15 protein-coding genes are annotated in these 16983 nt (G+C 48.6%); 4 read left to right on the top strand and 11 right to left on the bottom strand.

Annotated elements, in window-relative coordinates; all coding sequences use genetic code 11:
* Window positions 1–62: 62 nt before the first annotated feature.
* A complete protein-coding gene (locus OGX96_RS16535) occupies window positions 63–1526 on the bottom strand; it encodes a pyridoxal phosphate-dependent decarboxylase family protein (RefSeq protein WP_032943714.1) in 1464 nt (487 codons plus the stop codon).
* Between the two features lie 15 nt (window positions 1527–1541).
* Window positions 1542–2927: a diaminobutyrate--2-oxoglutarate transaminase gene (locus OGX96_RS16530; protein ID WP_008784983.1), complete on the bottom strand. Its 1386-nt coding sequence runs from the start codon at window positions 2925–2927 to the stop codon at window positions 1542–1544.
* A 608-nt stretch (window positions 2928–3535) separates the two neighbouring features.
* On the opposite strand from OGX96_RS16530, the gene lysC reads away from it, so the two are divergent.
* Window positions 3536–4897 carry a lysine-sensitive aspartokinase 3 gene (gene lysC / locus OGX96_RS16525; RefSeq protein WP_008784984.1) on the top strand — a complete coding sequence of 454 codons (1362 nt, stop codon included), beginning with the start codon at window positions 3536–3538 and terminating at the stop codon, window positions 4895–4897.
* Window positions 4898–5022: 125 nt separating this feature from the next.
* Here lysC and ychH read toward each other — a convergent pair whose 3' ends face one another.
* Window positions 5023–5304, bottom strand: a complete 282-nt coding sequence (gene ychH, locus OGX96_RS16520; protein ID WP_003833480.1) for a stress-induced protein YchH — start codon at window positions 5302–5304, stop codon at window positions 5023–5025.
* Between the two features lie 274 nt (window positions 5305–5578).
* Here ychH and pth point away from each other — a divergent pair, with 274 nt between their 5' ends.
* A complete protein-coding gene (gene pth, locus OGX96_RS16515; protein ID WP_103285323.1) occupies window positions 5579–6163 on the top strand; it encodes an aminoacyl-tRNA hydrolase in 585 nt (194 codons plus the stop codon).
* A gap of 115 nt (window positions 6164–6278) precedes the next feature.
* Window positions 6279–7373 (top strand): redox-regulated ATPase YchF, encoded by a 1095-nt coding sequence (gene ychF, locus OGX96_RS16510; protein ID WP_003020818.1) that lies wholly within the window; start codon window positions 6279–6281, stop codon window positions 7371–7373.
* 171 nt (window positions 7374–7544) lie between these two features.
* Here the strand turns inward: ychF and OGX96_RS16505 are convergent, their stop codons facing one another.
* From OGX96_RS16505 to OGX96_RS16490, 4 genes are read right to left on the bottom strand one after another with little or no spacing between them, the layout of a single operon-like run.
* Window positions 7545–7811: a YkgJ family cysteine cluster protein gene (locus OGX96_RS16505; RefSeq protein WP_128612290.1), complete on the bottom strand. Its 267-nt coding sequence runs from the start codon at window positions 7809–7811 to the stop codon at window positions 7545–7547.
* Complete coding sequence (locus tag OGX96_RS16500; RefSeq protein ID WP_153687311.1) at window positions 7808–9379, bottom strand: cobalamin adenosyltransferase; 1572 nt, start codon at window positions 9377–9379, stop codon at window positions 7808–7810. The genes OGX96_RS16505 and OGX96_RS16500 overlap by 4 nt, the downstream gene beginning before the upstream one ends.
* A gap of 46 nt (window positions 9380–9425) precedes the next feature.
* Window positions 9426–10523 carry a hypothetical protein gene (locus OGX96_RS16495; RefSeq protein ID WP_048216231.1) on the bottom strand — a complete coding sequence of 366 codons (1098 nt, stop codon included), beginning with the start codon at window positions 10521–10523 and terminating at the stop codon, window positions 9426–9428.
* A 38-nt stretch (window positions 10524–10561) separates the two neighbouring features.
* Window positions 10562–11482, bottom strand: a complete 921-nt coding sequence (locus tag OGX96_RS16490) for a helix-turn-helix transcriptional regulator (protein WP_057066756.1) — start codon at window positions 11480–11482, stop codon at window positions 10562–10564.
* Window positions 11483–12011: 529 nt separating this feature from the next.
* On the opposite strand from OGX96_RS16490, the gene OGX96_RS16485 reads away from it, so the two are divergent.
* Window positions 12012–12623 (top strand): GntR family transcriptional regulator, encoded by a 612-nt coding sequence (locus OGX96_RS16485; protein ID WP_048216229.1) that lies wholly within the window; start codon window positions 12012–12014, stop codon window positions 12621–12623.
* 53 nt (window positions 12624–12676) lie between these two features.
* On the opposite strand, the gene fucO is transcribed toward OGX96_RS16485, so the two are convergent.
* From fucO to OGX96_RS16465, 4 genes are all read right to left on the bottom strand, one after another.
* Window positions 12677–13828, bottom strand: coding sequence for a lactaldehyde reductase (gene fucO, locus OGX96_RS16480; protein WP_057066758.1), 1152 nt, complete (start codon window positions 13826–13828; stop codon window positions 12677–12679).
* Window positions 13829–13907: 79 nt separating this feature from the next.
* The gene (locus OGX96_RS16475) at window positions 13908–14804 is read right to left on the bottom strand and encodes a dihydrodipicolinate synthase family protein (protein WP_057066760.1); all 897 of its coding nucleotides are present in this window, start codon (window positions 14802–14804) and stop codon (window positions 13908–13910) included.
* Window positions 14805–14833: 29 nt separating this feature from the next.
* Window positions 14834–15934, bottom strand: coding sequence for a mandelate racemase/muconate lactonizing enzyme family protein (locus OGX96_RS16470; RefSeq protein WP_286583652.1), 1101 nt, complete (start codon window positions 15932–15934; stop codon window positions 14834–14836).
* A gap of 47 nt (window positions 15935–15981) precedes the next feature.
* Window positions 15982–16977 carry an aldo/keto reductase gene (locus tag OGX96_RS16465; protein WP_286583650.1) on the bottom strand — a complete coding sequence of 332 codons (996 nt, stop codon included), beginning with the start codon at window positions 16975–16977 and terminating at the stop codon, window positions 15982–15984.
* Window positions 16978–16983 lie beyond the last annotated feature (6 nt).

The raw sequence follows: 16983 nt of genomic DNA, 5'->3' as shown, positions 1-16983 counted from the left end.
CAAATGACAGACAAAAAAATGGCTCCCTTACCTGGGAGCCATTTTTATAACAAGCTTATTGCTTACGCGTTCAACAGTTGCTCAGCCGTTGCCTTCACGCTTGCCAGCAGGACTTTAACATCCTCCAGACATACCGTCGGATTGAGCAGCGTTAGCTTCAGGCAGGTGACACCATCTGCTTCGGTCACGCCGACGTTGGCGCTACCTGAAGCCAGAAGAACGTCGCCAATACGCTGGTTCAGCAGCGCGACAAATGCCACGTCGTCACTTTGCGGGCGGAAGCGGAACAGCACGCTTGCCAGCTGCGGCTCCATCACCAGTTCAAGATGTGGCTGGGTTTTGACAAACTCAGCAACATCACGCGCCAGCGTCACACCGTTATCAATGATCTCGGCATACTGCTTTTTGCCCAGCGCTTCGAGGCCCATCCACAGCTTCAGCGCATCGAAACGACGCGTGGTCTGCAGCGACTTCGATACCAGGTTTGGTACGCCAGCCTCTTCATCGAAATCAGAGTTCAGGTACGCTGCCTGGTAACGCATCAGCTCGTAGTGGCGCGCATCTTTTAACAGGAACGCACCGCAACTGATGGTCTGGAAGAACTGCTTGTGGAAATCCAGCGTCACGGAATCCGCCAGTTCAAGACCGTTCAGGAAGTCACGGTACTTATCAGAAAGCAGTAACGCCCCGCCCCATGCCGCATCCACGTGCATCCAGATCTGATGTTCTGCCGCCAGCGCTGCAATATCCGCTAACGGATCGATTGCGCCCGCATCGGTAGTACCGGCAGTGGCGACGATTGCCATCACCTGCTCACCGTTGGCTTTCGCCTGGGCCAGCTTGTCTTTCAGATCAGCCAGATCCATGCGTGAAAACGCATCGGTCTTCACCTGGGTGACGGAACGGTAGCCCAGCCCCATCAGCGCCATGTTCTTCTGCACGGAGAAGTGCGCGCTTTCAGAGCAGAACACTTTGATTTTACTCAGATCACCGGTCAGACCATCCTGCTGAATGGAGTGCCCCTGGCGAGCGAAGAAAGCATCACGCGCCAGCATCAGGCCCATCAGGTTACTCTGCGTACCGCCGCTGGTGAATACGCCCGCATCGCCTGTCGGGTATCCAACCTGCTCACGCAACCACTCGATCAGCTTGATCTCAATGATGGTGGCCGACGGGCTCTGGTCCCAGGAGTCCATACTCTGGTTGGTGGCGTTGATCAGCACTTCCGCCGCCTGGCTAATTACCAGGCTCGGGCAGTGCAGATGCGCCACGCACTGCGCATGGTGAACCAACAAGCTGTCTTTGAGAAAGTATTCAACCGCACGCTCAATAGCGGCCTGGTTGCCCAGGCCCTGAGACGTAAAATTCAGGTTGATACGTTCACGCAGTTGCTCAACGGTTTTACCCTGATACATCTCAGGCTGCTTCAACCATTCAACGACCGCTTGCGTACTCTGCTCGATAGCGTCCTGATAAGCTGCAATGCTTTGCGCCGAGCCGGACAGAATCGGGTTTACGTCTGACATTCGATCCAACTCCGTTTAAACCGGCTTCACGCCAGCGCCCAGCAGGGCGTTTTCGAATTTATCGAGGAAGATTTCCAGTTCAGCGTTGGTGATCAGCAGTGACGGCAGCAGGCGCAGCACGCACCCGTTGCGGCCACCACGCTCCAGAATCAGCCCATTTTCGAAGCATTTTTTCTGCAGCAACGCGGACAGCTCGCCATCGGCCGGGTAGCAGCCCATGTGATCCTGCGCTTCGTTCGGCTTCACGATTTCCAGGCCGATCATCAGACCCAGACCGCGCACCTGGCCGATAACCGGGTAGCGTTTCTGCAGGTCAGCCAGTTTGCCTTTCAGCCACTCGCCCTGGGCAGCAACTTTATCGGCAATCTTGTCATCTTTGAGGATCTTCAGCGTTGTCAGACCGGTCGCCATCGCCAACTGGTTGCCGCGGAAAGTACCAGTGTGGTGGCCCGGAGCCCACGCATCGAACTGCTTTTTAATGCCCAGCACCGCCAGTGGCAGACCGCCGCCAACCGCTTTGGACATCACGATGATATCTGGCTCAATACCGGCATGTTCGAAGGCGAACAGTTTACCGGTACGTGCAAAGCCCGCCTGAACTTCATCGATGATCAGCAGAATGCCATGTTCCTGCGTCACTTTACGAATGCGTTGCAGCCACTCGACCGGAGCCGGATTCACGCCACCTTCACCCTGCACCGCTTCAAGGATCACGGCAGCCGGTTTACGCACGCCGCTTTCAACGTCGTTGATCAGGTTTTCGAAGTAGTAGGTTAATGCTTTAACGCCAGCGTCGCCGCCGATACCCAGCGGGCAACGGTATTGATGCGGATACGGCATAAACTGCACTTCCGCCATCATGTTGCTGACCGCTTCTTTCGGCGACAGGTTGCCGGTCACGGACAGCGCGCCGTGGGTCATCCCGTGGTAGCCACCGGAGAAACTGATGATGCTGGAACGGCCGGTGACTTTCTTCGCCAGCTTCAGCGCCGCTTCAACAGCATCTGCGCCGGACGGACCGGTGAACTGCAGGCAATATTCTTTGCCCTGACCCGGTAATAAAGAAAGTAAATAAGATGAGAATTCATCTTTTAACGGCGTGGTAAGGTCAAGCGTATGTAACGGTAAGCCGCTTGTGATGACACTTTGAATGCTCTGCAGCACTTCAGGATGGTTATGACCAAGCGCCAGGGTTCCGGCACCTGCCAGGCAATCAAGATATTGATTATTTTCTACATCAGTAATCCAGACGCCCTGCGCTTTAGCGATCGCTAATGGCAGTTTACGTGGATAGCTGCGGACATTAGATTCAAACTCAGCCTGTCTTGCTAAAAAGGTATCATTGCTCTGCGGTAATGAATTAGCACTTAAAGTATCAATACGGACTTTATCCGTCATCATATCACTCCTACAACCAGGTGTAGATTAACGCCTGATTGAATAAATGGTTATAAGGATTACCTGTAAAAAAGCGCGGCTAATATATGTTGTTTTAGCTTAGGACTCAATCATTTATTTTTCGGCATTAAAAATAACAACTTTCTCCTTTAAATTCAAAGCGTAACAACTATTTACCATTACTAAATCCTAAAGAAATATATCTATTTAATTAACAATGTTGTAGCTAATTGCAACGCAGACAATCTAATAAAAACCATGGGATTTTCGTGTTTTTATTATTTTTTTACACGTTTTTACCATTAATGATGCTCTCGATATCTTGTGATGACATGATTTTTCACTTATTTGTCGATAAATCGAATAAAAAAGTCGATCCCTAAATATAAATCACTTAGTATGGCGCGCTTATTTGCAGGCTATGTAGATAAAATTAATGCGCAGCACCCGATAACGTGTACAGGCGACACGCGTTATCGACAACAGGTATTCCCTGGGTTGTCAGCAGAAATGTTCGCGGGCGGACATTTCGTAAGGCGAACGTCGTTCCCTTATGCCGAGAATGAAAATTTTCTAGCCATACTTTTATGGCGCCCTGATATGAGATTGTTATGACTCGCATTTATCCACCATCCGTCGTTGCCAAATTTGGCGGCACCAGCGTCGCTGATTTTGATGCGATGAACCGCAGCGCCAGCATTGTCCTTGCTGATCAAGATGTCCGTTTAGTCGTTTTGTCTGCTTCTGCAGGCGTGACAAACTTACTGGTTGAGCTTTCTGAAGGTCTGGAAACACATCAACAATTAGATAAGATTGAGACTTTACGCGCCATCCAATACAACATTATTTCCCGCCTGAAGCAGCCGTCCGTTATCAGCACGGAAATCGATAATCTTCTAAACAATATACGTCGTCTTGCACAAACGGCGATGGTTTCGCCGTCTGATGCGTTAAGCGATGAATTAGTCAGCCATGGCGAGCTGATGTCCTCGCTACTTTTTACTGAAGTCTTACGTGAACGGCATGCCGAGGCCGGGTGGTTTGACGCCCGCAGCGTGATGCGTACTAACTCGAACTTCGGCTGTGCCGAACCTGAGCTTGGCACACTACACCACCAGGTGGAGACTCACCTGCGCCCTCGTCTTGAGCAAGCGATTATGGTGACTCAGGGATTTATCGGGCGTGATGCCGCAGGGCACACCACAACGCTTGGACGCGGCGGTAGTGATTACACGGCTACGCTTCTCGGTGAGGCGCTTCACGCCACACGCGTTGACATCTGGACCGACGTCGCAGGGATCTACACCACCGACCCACGCATTGCGCCGCGGGCCAAACGAATCGACCATATCTCATTTTCCGAGGCCAGCGATATGGCCGCCTACGGTGCGAAGGTCCTCCACCCGGCGACACTGCTCCCGGCAATGCGTAAAAGCATTCCGGTCTTTGTTGGCTCAAGTAAGGATACTGCCGCCGGAGGTACGCTGGTGCACAACACCACCGATAATCCACCTCGCTATCGTGCGCTCGCCGTGCGTCGTAAACAGACGCTGTTGCGGTTACACAGCCTGGAGGCGCAACCTTCCTGTTCTTTCCTGGCGCAGTCCTTCACCATTTTAGCTCGCCATGCAGTCACAGTGGATTTGGTTACAACCTCAGAGAATAGTATTGCGCTGGCGCTGGACGCCACTCATGCAACCTCAGGTGAAGACCATGTGCTGACCACCGCATTGTTTACCGCCTTGTCCTCCCACTGTCGTGTGGAAGTGGAAACCGGGCTGGCGCTGGTCACTTTGGTGGGGAATCAACTCACACAGGCTGCGGGAGTTTGCAAAGACGTTTTTGCCTGGCTTGAAGAGCATACGGTACGAATGATTTGCCATGGGGCGTCAAACGACAACCTGAGTATTCTGTTGCCAGCTGACAATGCAGACAGCGCGATCAAAGCGTTACATTATCGGTTATTCGAATAACGCTTCTTTGTAGTATGCCACCAAGGGTAGAAGTCGTTTAATCCAGTACTGACGAACAAGCAGAGCCCTGGTTTTTAAACCAGGACTTTGTGTTCAAACAACTGCACTCCAAGCTGGGAGAGCTATTAGTTATGCCGATGATTGGTATCACCGCGACGGCAGCGTTTGTCATAGTGGCGCACCCACCAGTAACGATCGCTGATTTGTTCGTGCCCCCCCACTCTGGCACCCGCCAACCAGAGGACACCACCAACAAAAATACTGAGCACGGCACCATGTGCGAAAAACTGTGGCAGATTAAATTGCGGCAGTTGGTTTAAAATAGAGTAACCAACACCACCCACCATCACCACCAACCCTAAAGCCATGAGCACGTTACCGAGTAACGAAGCGTTTTTGCGTTTCATGTGTCACCTCCGGAACTTTGGGTTGTTACAGGGAATACCCCTAATCCTTATGTGTAAAGTATAGACAACACTGCCCTTCGCAAGTGCGGGAGCGATCACAATTACAAACACTCATGCAACAAAACTTTACAAATAAGCCACTGAACACACTCATTTTCTAATAGTCCATTTGTGCAATTATTCAGCTTTTGGCGATAAGCACGCAGTTTTTTGTCAACAGCAGCGTCAGACAGTAAACTACACGTCGTTTATCGAAACACTCAGGACAAAACACGTGGCGATTAAATTGATTGTCGGCCTGGCGAACCCCGGCGCAGAGTATGCGGCAACGCGACACAATGCAGGCGCATGGTATGTCGATCTGCTGGCAGAAAGATTACGCGCTCCCCTGCGCGATGAGCCGAAATTCTTCGGCTACACCTCCAGAGTTACGCTTGAAGGTGAAGACGTCCGTCTGCTGGTGCCAACCACATTTATGAATCTGAGCGGCAAGGCTGTCGGTGCGATGGCCTGTTTTTATCGTATTAACCCCGATGAAATTTTGGTCGCACACGATGAGTTAGACCTGCCCCCTGGCGTGGCCAAATTTAAGCTTGGCGGCGGTCATGGCGGACATAATGGCCTGAAAGACATCATTAGTAAGTTAGGTAATAACCCCAACTTTCATCGTTTACGCGTTGGAATTGGCCATCCGGGCGATAAAAACAAAGTTGTCGGATTTGTTTTAGGCAAACCGCCTGTTTCAGAACAGAAGTTAATTGATGAAGCAATTGACGAAGCGGCACGTTGTACCGAGATATTGTTCAAAGACGGCCTGACCAAAGCGACGAGCCGGTTACACACCTTTAAAGCGCAATAAGCAGCGATGTGCGGCATTTTTCTCGCGTGCTGTGTATAATAGGCAAAGTTATTTACATTTCTACAATCTGTTTTCCATAACAGGTTGAATATCAAAAGATTAAGGTGATTTAAACATGGGATTCAAATGCGGTATCGTCGGTTTGCCAAACGTAGGCAAATCCACCCTGTTCAACGCGCTCACAAAAGCGGGTATTGAAGCGGCAAACTTCCCGTTCTGTACTATCGAGCCGAACACCGGTGTTGTCCCGATGCCCGATCCGCGTCTGGATCAGCTGGCCGAAATCGTCAAACCGCAGCGTATCCTGCCAACAACGATGGAATTCGTCGACATCGCCGGTCTGGTAAAAGGCGCGTCCAAAGGTGAAGGTCTGGGTAACCAGTTCCTGACCAACATCCGTGAAACCGAAGCTATCGGCCACGTGGTGCGTTGCTTTGAAAACGACAACATCATCCACGTTAATAACAAAGTGGATCCGGCTGATGACATTGAAGTTATCAATACCGAGCTGGCGTTGTCCGACCTCGACACCTGTGAGCGCGCTATCCATCGCGTGCAGAAGAAGGCCAAAGGCGGCGACAAAGACGCTAAAGCAGAACTGGCTGCGCTGGAAAAATGCCTGCCACAGCTGGAAAACGCTGGCATGCTGCGCGCGCTGAAAACGCTGACTGACGAAGACAAAGCGGCCATCAAATACCTGAGCTTCCTGACGCTGAAGCCAACAATGTACATCGCCAACGTCAACGAAGACGGTTTTGAAAATAACCCGTACCTCGATAAAGTGCGCGAAATCGCGGCTGCCGAAGGTTCTGTTGTGGTTGCCGTTTGCGCAGCCGTTGAAGCTGACATCGCAGAACTCGATGATGCTGACCGTGAAGAATTCATGGCTGAAATGGGTCTGGAAGAGCCGGGCCTGAACCGCGTTATCCGTGCTGGCTACGAATTGCTGAACCTGCAGACCTACTTCACTGCTGGCGTGAAAGAAGTCCGTGCATGGACCATTCCTGTCGGTGCCACGGCTCCGCAGGCAGCCGGTAAAATCCATACCGACTTCGAGAAAGGCTTTATCCGCGCACAAACCATCGCGTTTGAAGATTTCATCACCTATAAAGGTGAGCAAGGTGCGAAAGAAGCTGGGAAAATGCGTGCCGAAGGTAAGGACTATATCGTCAAAGATGGCGATATCATGAACTTCCTGTTCAACGTCTAAATAAAATTTGTTATCTCATGAGGTTTCAACGAATCTCATGAAAATCACAAAACCTATAAAATCCACGCAATTGCGTGGATTTTTGTTTTCACAGCATCTCAACTCATCTCGTCACAGCACCGTCAAAAATGAGTACATATTGACGCTGACCCCTTCGTGAAGCACACCGCCCTACAGTTTCTCCAGAATTAAACACGCTTCACGATTAAGCATAATGAACTCCTGCCAGCTATATTGCTGTTGGTAGTTAAGCTGATACTGCTTTTCTACCTGGCAAATAAGCGGACGTGTTTCATAAATCGCGCACAGCTTTGTCTCCATCTGATAGTGACGACAAATGCCGTCACCGCGATCAAGAAACTGCGTTTCACTGGCGCGATCGACGTGGCGACAACAAGCGCCACACTGGTTACAGGGAAACGCGGGCGTGAGCGTCATAGCTTACTTAACCAGCTACGTACAGAGCGGGTATTCCCTGCTTCAAACGGTAGCGCAATATTTCGGCGCTCAACCTCTGCACGCAGCAACAAACCACGCTCAATTTCACTGTTCACCGCGTTAAGATGCAGCGAGAAACGCGATAACGCTGACGTATCAATAGCAAACTCTAACGCCGAAAGCTCCAGTAGATAACGATCGAGTTCAGCATTCACCTGCTGATAATACTCTAGTGCTTTCTGATACTTATCTTTAAACGTATCCAGAAACGCCCAGACCTTTTTCATCAATGCGCTGTGTTCCAGGAAGTAGTTCATTACCAGCGTCAGAATACCTGTCGCCAGCGCACCGCAGAAAGCGGCCAGTTCCGGACCAAAAGGAAAGACGAGCATCTTGGCTAAAGCTTCGTTAACCACCACACCAGCAGCCACGGCCACACCCGCAGCCACCAGCTTGCTTACGGCTTTAGCGAGCTGCCCCGGCGCTAACCCTTCAGGGTTAAAGACCATAACTTTAAAGGCCTGTACCAAATTGTTCCACATCTCACGAATCAGGCGCACCATCATCTTCTTAGTTGTAAAGAAGATATTGAAGAGCGTCGTCGTAATGCTGGAGAGCACGCCACCGATGGCACCGTCTTTAAAGGACGTCAGGAAAGTGCTGAATTTACCCTGCACTCGCTGCCAGACTGCGCGTAATGCCTCCGCCGCATCTTGCAGGAAGTCTCCGGCATCGAATGAATGACGATGCTTCTCAAACATCACGGGAATACGCTCACGAAACTCAAACCAGGTCTCTGCCAGAATCAGTCCCAACATCTGCCGCGTTCCCATGCGAAACGCATTGTTCATTGTGGCGGTGGCGACATTCTTCGCAAACTTACTGCTGGTATAATATTCCTGATTGATCGTACTGTTGTATTTTGCCCGCGCCTTTTTGTCGGCCTCTTTCATCCGTTCAAAATCGGCGGCGGCTTTATTTTCCAGCTTATTCAGCTGTTTTTGCTCTTGCTCGGAAAGCGTTGCCTGGCTGCGTAAACGGGCAATTTCCTGCGTGGTCACAGCATGCTGTTCTTGTAGCGTTTGCACGAAGGCATCCATCGTTTTCGCCTTCTTCGCCTTATTCAGCGACTCATTCGTGAAGGTCAGATTTGATGAATCATTAGCCAGATCGGCACCATCGCATTCGGCAAGGATACGCCCTGGATCGTTGTGAATTTCATGGGCGGCAATAATATGGTCGAGGTTCTTTTTATCATTAGCCGCAAATTTCTCACCGGTGTAGGTATCGGTCAACGTACCGGCCTCGTGCGCCTTTTTTCCCGCCCGGTTGGTGGCAATGTAGTTTTCGTGGCTATGGTAATGATGAGAATCATACCCTTCACGTTGCTCGTACCGTTGACGCTCGGCATCGGTGGCATACACTCCCTCGCGAGCGTTATGAATGGTATTCACATCGCCGCCGTGTTTATCCTCCAGCAAGAGAAAATCCAACCCAAAAGAGGTGGTCAGACTCTTAACCACCGTCTGATGTAACTCTTCACCCCAGTCAAACCTGGCTGTGTTCATTGTGCTCGCCCATAGCAATGCCGGGCAGATTCGCCCGGCGCGTCGATTAAATACGAGAAGAAAATGCGTCAAACTCAGAAGCAGAAACCGCCAGTTTTTCGTCCAGAATCTCTTTGTTCAGCAGGTTCATACCGTTGCTGTCGGTCTGCAGTTGGATCACGCCATCTTCGATAACGGCTTCACCGTTTTCCTGCGTCACCGGCTTGAACAGCGGCGTGGTGATCACGTCGGTCATGATGGCGGCTAATTCATAACCATGGTCGATAATCGCCATGATCTCTTCCGACTCACTAATCTCGGTGGTTATATTCTTCTCATGACGTTCAACAATGATGGCATGCATCGCTTTCAGCGGTTCAAAGTAGTGTTGAACAAAGACGCTATGCATACGGGTTATTGATTCATAAATGCTATTTACATACTGCTGCACCTTCGTCAACTGCGCTTCAGCCGCATTCATTTTTTCCACCGCTGCTGTCACTTCACGAGAGCTTTGATAAGCATTGTTAAGCGCCTTTTCGGCATGGCTATCGTAAGCCCAGCCTGCGATAGCAATCAACGGAGCCACTACCGCGCCGCCAAGTACCATCGCACCGCCCGCCATTCCCCAGCCGCCTGCGGCCAGAGAACCGCCGCCGATAGCCGCCATTGTGGCGTTATACGCCGCCGCACCAGACAGGGCGGCAATCGGCGTACCGGTAGACGCTGCGGCAAACGCCATCACGCCGCTGTACACGGCAAAACCAGCGGCAGCACCGGACACCCCGGCACCGACGACCGTCGTCAGGTATTCCGTGGCGGAAATCGCCAGACTCTGAATTTTATTGATGTTGTGCTGCGGTACCTTCAGACGAAGATCTTTATGTCCATCCTTAGCCATACGCGCCAACAGATCGTCGGCAATCGTTTTAAATTCATTGAAATCTTTACCGATCTTCAGTTCTTTTTCACCCAGCTCGGCCAGTTTTTTCGACGTTGTTTCATTCGCCAGATCAAAGCTCTCTTTATGCTTATCAAAGCGACGCTGCGCGCGATCTAAAACATCGTCGGCTTCTGATTTTTTCTGGTAGCCATCATAAGCTTTTTTGCCACCAAACGCCGTTGCCGCTGCCGCGACGCCCAGAATAATGAAAGGTAATGCCATAAATAAAAATCTCCTGTGCAATAAGTCGTTGTTACCCGCTACGCATCACATTCCAGAACAGGAACAGAGTCGCGATCGCCAGTGATGTAGTTATGCAGTATGTTGATGACCGTTTTTTTCAACCATTCAGGTTCCAGAATTTCTATATTCGGTAACCAGAATAGAATTAATGGAATAATTTGATTCTGATGGGCTGCCTTGCAAAGCAAAGTCACTCCATCATTCTCTTCACGCACTAATTCTTGCTGAGGCAGTAAATCTCGTCTTGCGAAGTAGCCAGCAATGCTGTGTTTAATACGCACCCGCACCTCAAACGTCTCTTCACTTACCCAAGGATCGCGATGCTCATCAATTAATGACAGTGTGGGTGTATCGACCGTAAAATGCTCTTTCCGGATATCCAACCACCGAATTTTACTTAACGAAAAAGACTTTAGCTTTCCGTCCTCGGTCGCCTGCAGATACCAAATATTTTTCTGGTTAACTAATTTATAAGGGTGAACGGTGCGCGTTTTGTCTTTATATAAAATATGACAGACACTGTTTTTCTGAATCGCTTTTTCTAATAAGTTAAAATACTTTCGCAAATCATTTCTGACTGAATGTTCAGGGCGACCAAACTGAACTCTAACATGCTGTTCTACCGCTCGTTTTTCTAAGCTAAGCCAAAAATCCTCATCTCTATCAGGAAAAACCGCGTCGGCGTCCAGCAGCTTTGCCAGAGGGTCATGAAGGGCATAGGCGCTATTATTCTGCGCGCGAATCGGTATCAATCGATACTCTCCACCACCACACCCCTCAATAAAGGAGGAAAGCATATTAAGATCACGATAGACCGTTCGTTCAGTGATATTAAATTTCTTCATCAACTGATAGCGATTCACAACGCCACAAGTTTGCAGCTCTATTAGGATATCGACTAAACGTTCTGCTGAGCAACTCCTTGCTGAATCAGCCATAAGCACCTACTTTTCTGTTTTCCTGACATGAATTATATATAAAATGCTGACATATCCTGTCAGTGTATCGGCACGCTGATCATTTTTTTTAGAGAAATCGACAATTTATTTGACCATTAGTCGCATTGGACAATTTTTAGGGACAAAAAGCGCTCCTCATCAGGAGTAAATGCCACAGACATGGCGGCCAAAAGACCACCTACATACATCCTCATCAAACTGGCTAACGGCTATCTCTTCCACTAAGCCAAATTCAACGTTGAGTTTGCAAAGGTGGATTGTCAGGAGAGTTTCTTGATGATGGCCAGTATCGTGGTATGAACGCCGGTATTTGGTTTCTTCACGCTGAGTAAAAAAACATCATCTGCAGAAGGATGTGGACGCGCTGGCGGCTGTTAGTGCTGCTGACTGAGTCGTTGAAACACGAGCTAATTCGTTGTACAACCGGGCTTACCCATTGATTTCATAGTGACAAGGGGCTAATTTGTATCTCATTAAACATGATTATGACCCTCATTAAAGCCAGACTATGAACATCAGCGAAAAAACATATCATCAATTGAAGGCCAAAATCATCGCCAATGAGTTGGTGGGGGCTATCTCAGAAAATGAGCTATGTCAGGAACTTAATGTCAGCCGTACGCCGCTGCGCGAAGCTTTGTTTCGCCTGATGACTGAAGGCTGGATTGAGCCTTCCAAAAATAAAACGAAAACCATTAAACCCATTACGCTCAGTGAAATACGTGATATTTTCCAGATCAGAAAAGATATTGAAATAATGGTATTGAATTTGTCATGGGAGAACCAGGACCCGCAACGGTACCAGACGATTAAAGATAAAATTGAAGTCGGCTTTCATGATTCGAATGTGTCTTTATTACTCGAAGCTGATAACGAGCTACATGAACAAATGCTATCCGATTGCCACAACGCTATTGTGACTAAAACGCTGACCTTCATGTATGACCGGTTACGCATGCTGCGTTCAGACAAAATGAAAAATGATTCAATCATTGATTCATCCAAAGAACATTTGAAAATTTGCGCCGGTATTATTGCCCGCGATATAGAACAAACCCGTGAAGCCATTGCCCATCACGTCAACAACTCCTACAACCGCCTGTTCTCCAGCTTTAAATAGACTATGCATATAACATGGCCGGTATTTCTACCGGTCATGTGGGAAGTTAAAAATTAGTAGAGCTGTCGGTACAACGCTTTAATCTCTTCAATACAGGTATCTCGAGGGTTTCCACCGGTACAGACGTCCGCCATTGCCGCGGCTGCCAGAGCATCGATATCTTCATATTTCATGCCGATATCGCGCAGTCGGGCGGGAATATTTACGTCGCGGTTAAGTTGCACCACTGCTTCTACAGCCGCCTGACGCGCCTCTTCAATCGGCATCACCATGGCCTGAGTATTGCCCAAAGCCTGTGCAATTTGGCGATATTTGTCTCCAGTAAACTCGGCGTTGTATGCCATGATATGCGGCAATAGCACAGCATTGGCGACGCCGTGTGGCGTACCATAGAATGCTCCCAGAGGATGGGCCATTCCATGCACCAGGCCCAATCCGACATTAGAGAAGCCCATCCCGGCAATATACTGCCCCACCGCCATGCCTTCAGCGTCCTGGGCGATTCCCTGTATCGAACCGCGTAGCGAACGCCCTATCATCTCAATCGCCTTTAAATGAAGCGTATCGGTTAATTCCCATGCCCCTTTCGTAATATATCCTTCGATTGCATGAGTCAGCGCGTCAACACCGGTTGCCGCTTTTAAACTGGGCGGCATGCTGGCCATCATGTCAGCATCAATAATGGCAACGACCGGAATAGCATGAGGATCATAGCAAACGAACTTACGTCGGTTCTCTACATCGGTAATCACATAGTTAATAGTCACCTCAGCTGCCGTACCCGCGGTCGTTGGAATGGCAATCATCGGTACAGCGGCATTTTTAGTGTCAGCCCCACCTTCGAGGCTGCGGACATCGGCAAACTCAGGGTTGTTAATGATTATCCCTACCGCTTTGCACGTATCCTGCGGTGAACCGCCACCAATAGCGACCAGGTAATCCGCGCCCGCCTGACGAAATGCCTCAACACCTTGCTGCACGACGTCAATCGTCGGGTTAGGTATGACCTTATCAAAAATTTGATAAGGCAACCCTGCACTATCAAGAATATCAAGTACCTTGGTCGCTACATTAAACTGGATAAGATCGTGGTCAGTAACTACCAGCGCTTTTTTAAAACCTCGCTTTTTAACTTCATCAACGATAGCGTTAATTGAACCCACGCCAAAATATGAGGTTTCATTTAATATCATTCTATAAGACATATTCTATACCTTATAACAGAGAGGTATAACAGCAATACAGCATTGCCGTAGCATAATGTATGCTGTTATTGATTTTTGATTATTTGATACTGAACATTATGTCAATCTGTTGCGATTCCTGACGAGTTAGTTCCCCCGCAAAGCTTCTTGATTTCTCCCCAGAATACTGAAACTTATGAGCCACCGCGGTTTTAATTGTAGTAACAAAATCATTACCAATATTATAAATAGCAGAAAGTCGGCTTATCTCACGCTGTATGCCAGTAAGCTGGGTAAGATCATTTTCATCCCAGGCTTTAATTGCCTGCACAAAAAGTTCGGGACAAATATTATTTAATCCTGAAATAACTCCCGCGCCACCCGCCAGAAGATTTGGGATAAGATATTCATCATAACCGGACAGAACAACAAAATCGTCTCTAACGGACGCGACTGACTGAATAATTGCGCGAGTATGAGAGAGACAATCAACAGTATCTTTAACACCCACAAAATTGGGAAATTCTGCCGCTAATTGCGCTACCAGTACCGCGTCCAGATCGCATCCAGTTCGGGCAGGAAAGTTGTATGCGAACCATTTTCCATTCAGGCGCTGCCCCAGATCGCGGTAGTATGCCAATAGTTGGGCCGGCGTTTGTTGAAAATAGTAGTGAGGTAGAATCATCACTGCTTGATACCCGCAATGCCAGGCCTCTTCTGCCAGACGTATCATATCCGCCATACAGGTAGCTGATATATTTGCCACCAGCGGCAGCGATGACATTTTCCGTGCCTCACGGATAAGCATCAGTCGTTCATCCAGCGTTAATGCGGTGAACTCCCCAATACTTCCCATTAGCAATACGACATGAGTCCCAGCCTCTTCCAACCGTCGCAAATGCTGCTGCAGTGCCGATAAATCAATATTTCCTTGTTGATCAAAAGGCGTAATTGATGGGCACCATGCACCGTGAAATTGAGCATGATTATCAGACATAATATATTCCTGAGAAAATAAAAATTGTTTTATTCAATGACATGGTAAACAACAGTATCAGCCTGTATTTTCTGCCAGTCCCACTGAATACCCAAACCAGGTTCTTCTGGTGGGAAAGCATATCCCTCGCGAATATTCACCTTATTCAGAGTAACACTATCGAGCTGTGGAATATATTCCAGCCAACGGCTATTAGTAATGGCGCAACATAATGATATATGCAATTCCATCAAGAAATGCGGACAGACAATTTTATTAAAGCATTCCGCCATGTGTGCAACTTTAAGCCATGGTGTAATACCACCAATACGAGCCACATCAACCTGAATAATGTCTGCGGCATTATTCTGTAAATACTCTTTGAAGTGCTGGATAGAATAAATGGACTCACCCACCGCGACAGGAATGGTGGTTGACTCACACAATTTTTGATGAGAATCAACATCATGTGCCAGAAACGGCTCTTCAATCCATGAAAGATTAATATGCTCCAACAACGCTGCTCGCTGTTTGGCTTCCGAGAATTTAAACGCCTGGTTGCAATCAGTCATGATCACGTACTCATCACCCACCGCTTCACGTACAGCAGTCAAACGCTCGATATCACGCACCGGACTTTCAGAACCAATTTTGATTTTAGAACCGCAGAATCCCTGCGCCTTAACAGCCAGCGCATCATCAACTAATTCCTGAGTGCTTAAATGCAGCCAGCCCCCTTCGGTGGTGTATAACTTCATGCGCAACTTCGCACCACCTGCGACTTTATACAGCGGCAAATTCATGCGCTTACACTTCAAATCCCATAATGCGGTATCAATGGCTGCCAATGCCAGAGACGTAATGGCGCCAACCGAGGTCGCATGAGTTGAGAACAGCAATGATTCCCAGATGCCCTCAATCATCGTCGCATCCTGACCAATCAATTTCGGTAACAGGTGATCTCGTAACAGCGCAACCACAGATGAGCCGCCGGTGCCAATTGTGTAGGTATAGCCTTCACCAATTTCTCCACTCGATGTTGTTAAACGAATAATCGGCGTCTCTTGTGAGACAAAAGACTGAATCGCATCGACACGTTTTACTTTAGGTTTCAAATCAACCATAAAGATTTCGGCTTTAACTATTTTCATTACATCCTCAATATCTGTTAATTTTTTCGCAAAGTTACAAATGATGCTTACTGAATGCCAATGCTGGCCAGTTCATCCCACAATTCCTGCGGAATATCCCAGTTAGCCCAGGCAAAATTAGTCAACGCTTGTTCTACGGATTGAACGCCGCAGGTTACGGTGACCACATTTTGGTTTCTTAATGGGAATTGCAGCGCCGCAGCACCAATCGGTACGGCATATTTTGCACATAGCGCTTCTATCGCATTTACTTTTTCAATAACCTGCGCTGGCGCGGAACCGTATTCATACAACGCCTTAGATTTATCTTTCGCGACTAAAACTCCGGTAGCGAAAGGTGCAGCAACAGCCACCGAAACATTGTTGCTTTCACATTTGGCAAAGAAAGCCTGACGGTCTGTTTCCAGCAGGTTGTAGCGGTTGGCGAGCATTAAGATATCCGGGGCAGCGTTATCCATCACCTCCATCAGGATTGCCTCTTCATTCGCGCCTGCGCCCCAGGCTTTGATATCACCATTGCGCTTAAGCTCTTCTAGTGCTTTCTGCCCTGACTCACAGAAGGTTTTAAAATGTTGGCGTTCCAGTTCCGTATTGCCGTAGGTATAAGTACCGAGATCGTGTACATAGAGAATGTCGATATAACGGGTTCCCAGCCGCTGGATAGAGTTTTCGTATGAGCGCATGATGCCCTCATAGGAGTAATCAGCCTGTCGGTTAAAAGGGTTCTCATCATAAAAAAATTCCCCTGCTTCAAGGCCTGGCTCTTGTTTCCGGGATTGCAGCAGACGACCAACCTTGGTGGACAAAACATATTCGCTACGCTCCAGTCCACGTAATCCCAGACCTAAACGCAGTTCAGAAAGTCCGCTACCATAATGTGGTGCAGTATCAAAGTAGCGCCAGCCAACCTGAATTGCCTTATCAACAATGTCCATTGCTTCGTTATTGCTCAGCGTTCTGAATAAATTAGCCAGGCTGGCTGCGCCGAAGGTTAAAGAAGGTACACTAAGCCCTACACTTTTAATTGTATTCTGAGTAATCATAATATT

It is taken from the genome of Citrobacter sp. Cpo100 (genome assembly GCF_030332595.1).
Classification (GTDB): Bacteria; Pseudomonadota; Gammaproteobacteria; order Enterobacterales; family Enterobacteriaceae; genus Citrobacter; species Citrobacter portucalensis.
Note: the sequence above shows the minus strand (reverse complement) of the source record. Positions and strands in the feature narration are given on the sequence as shown.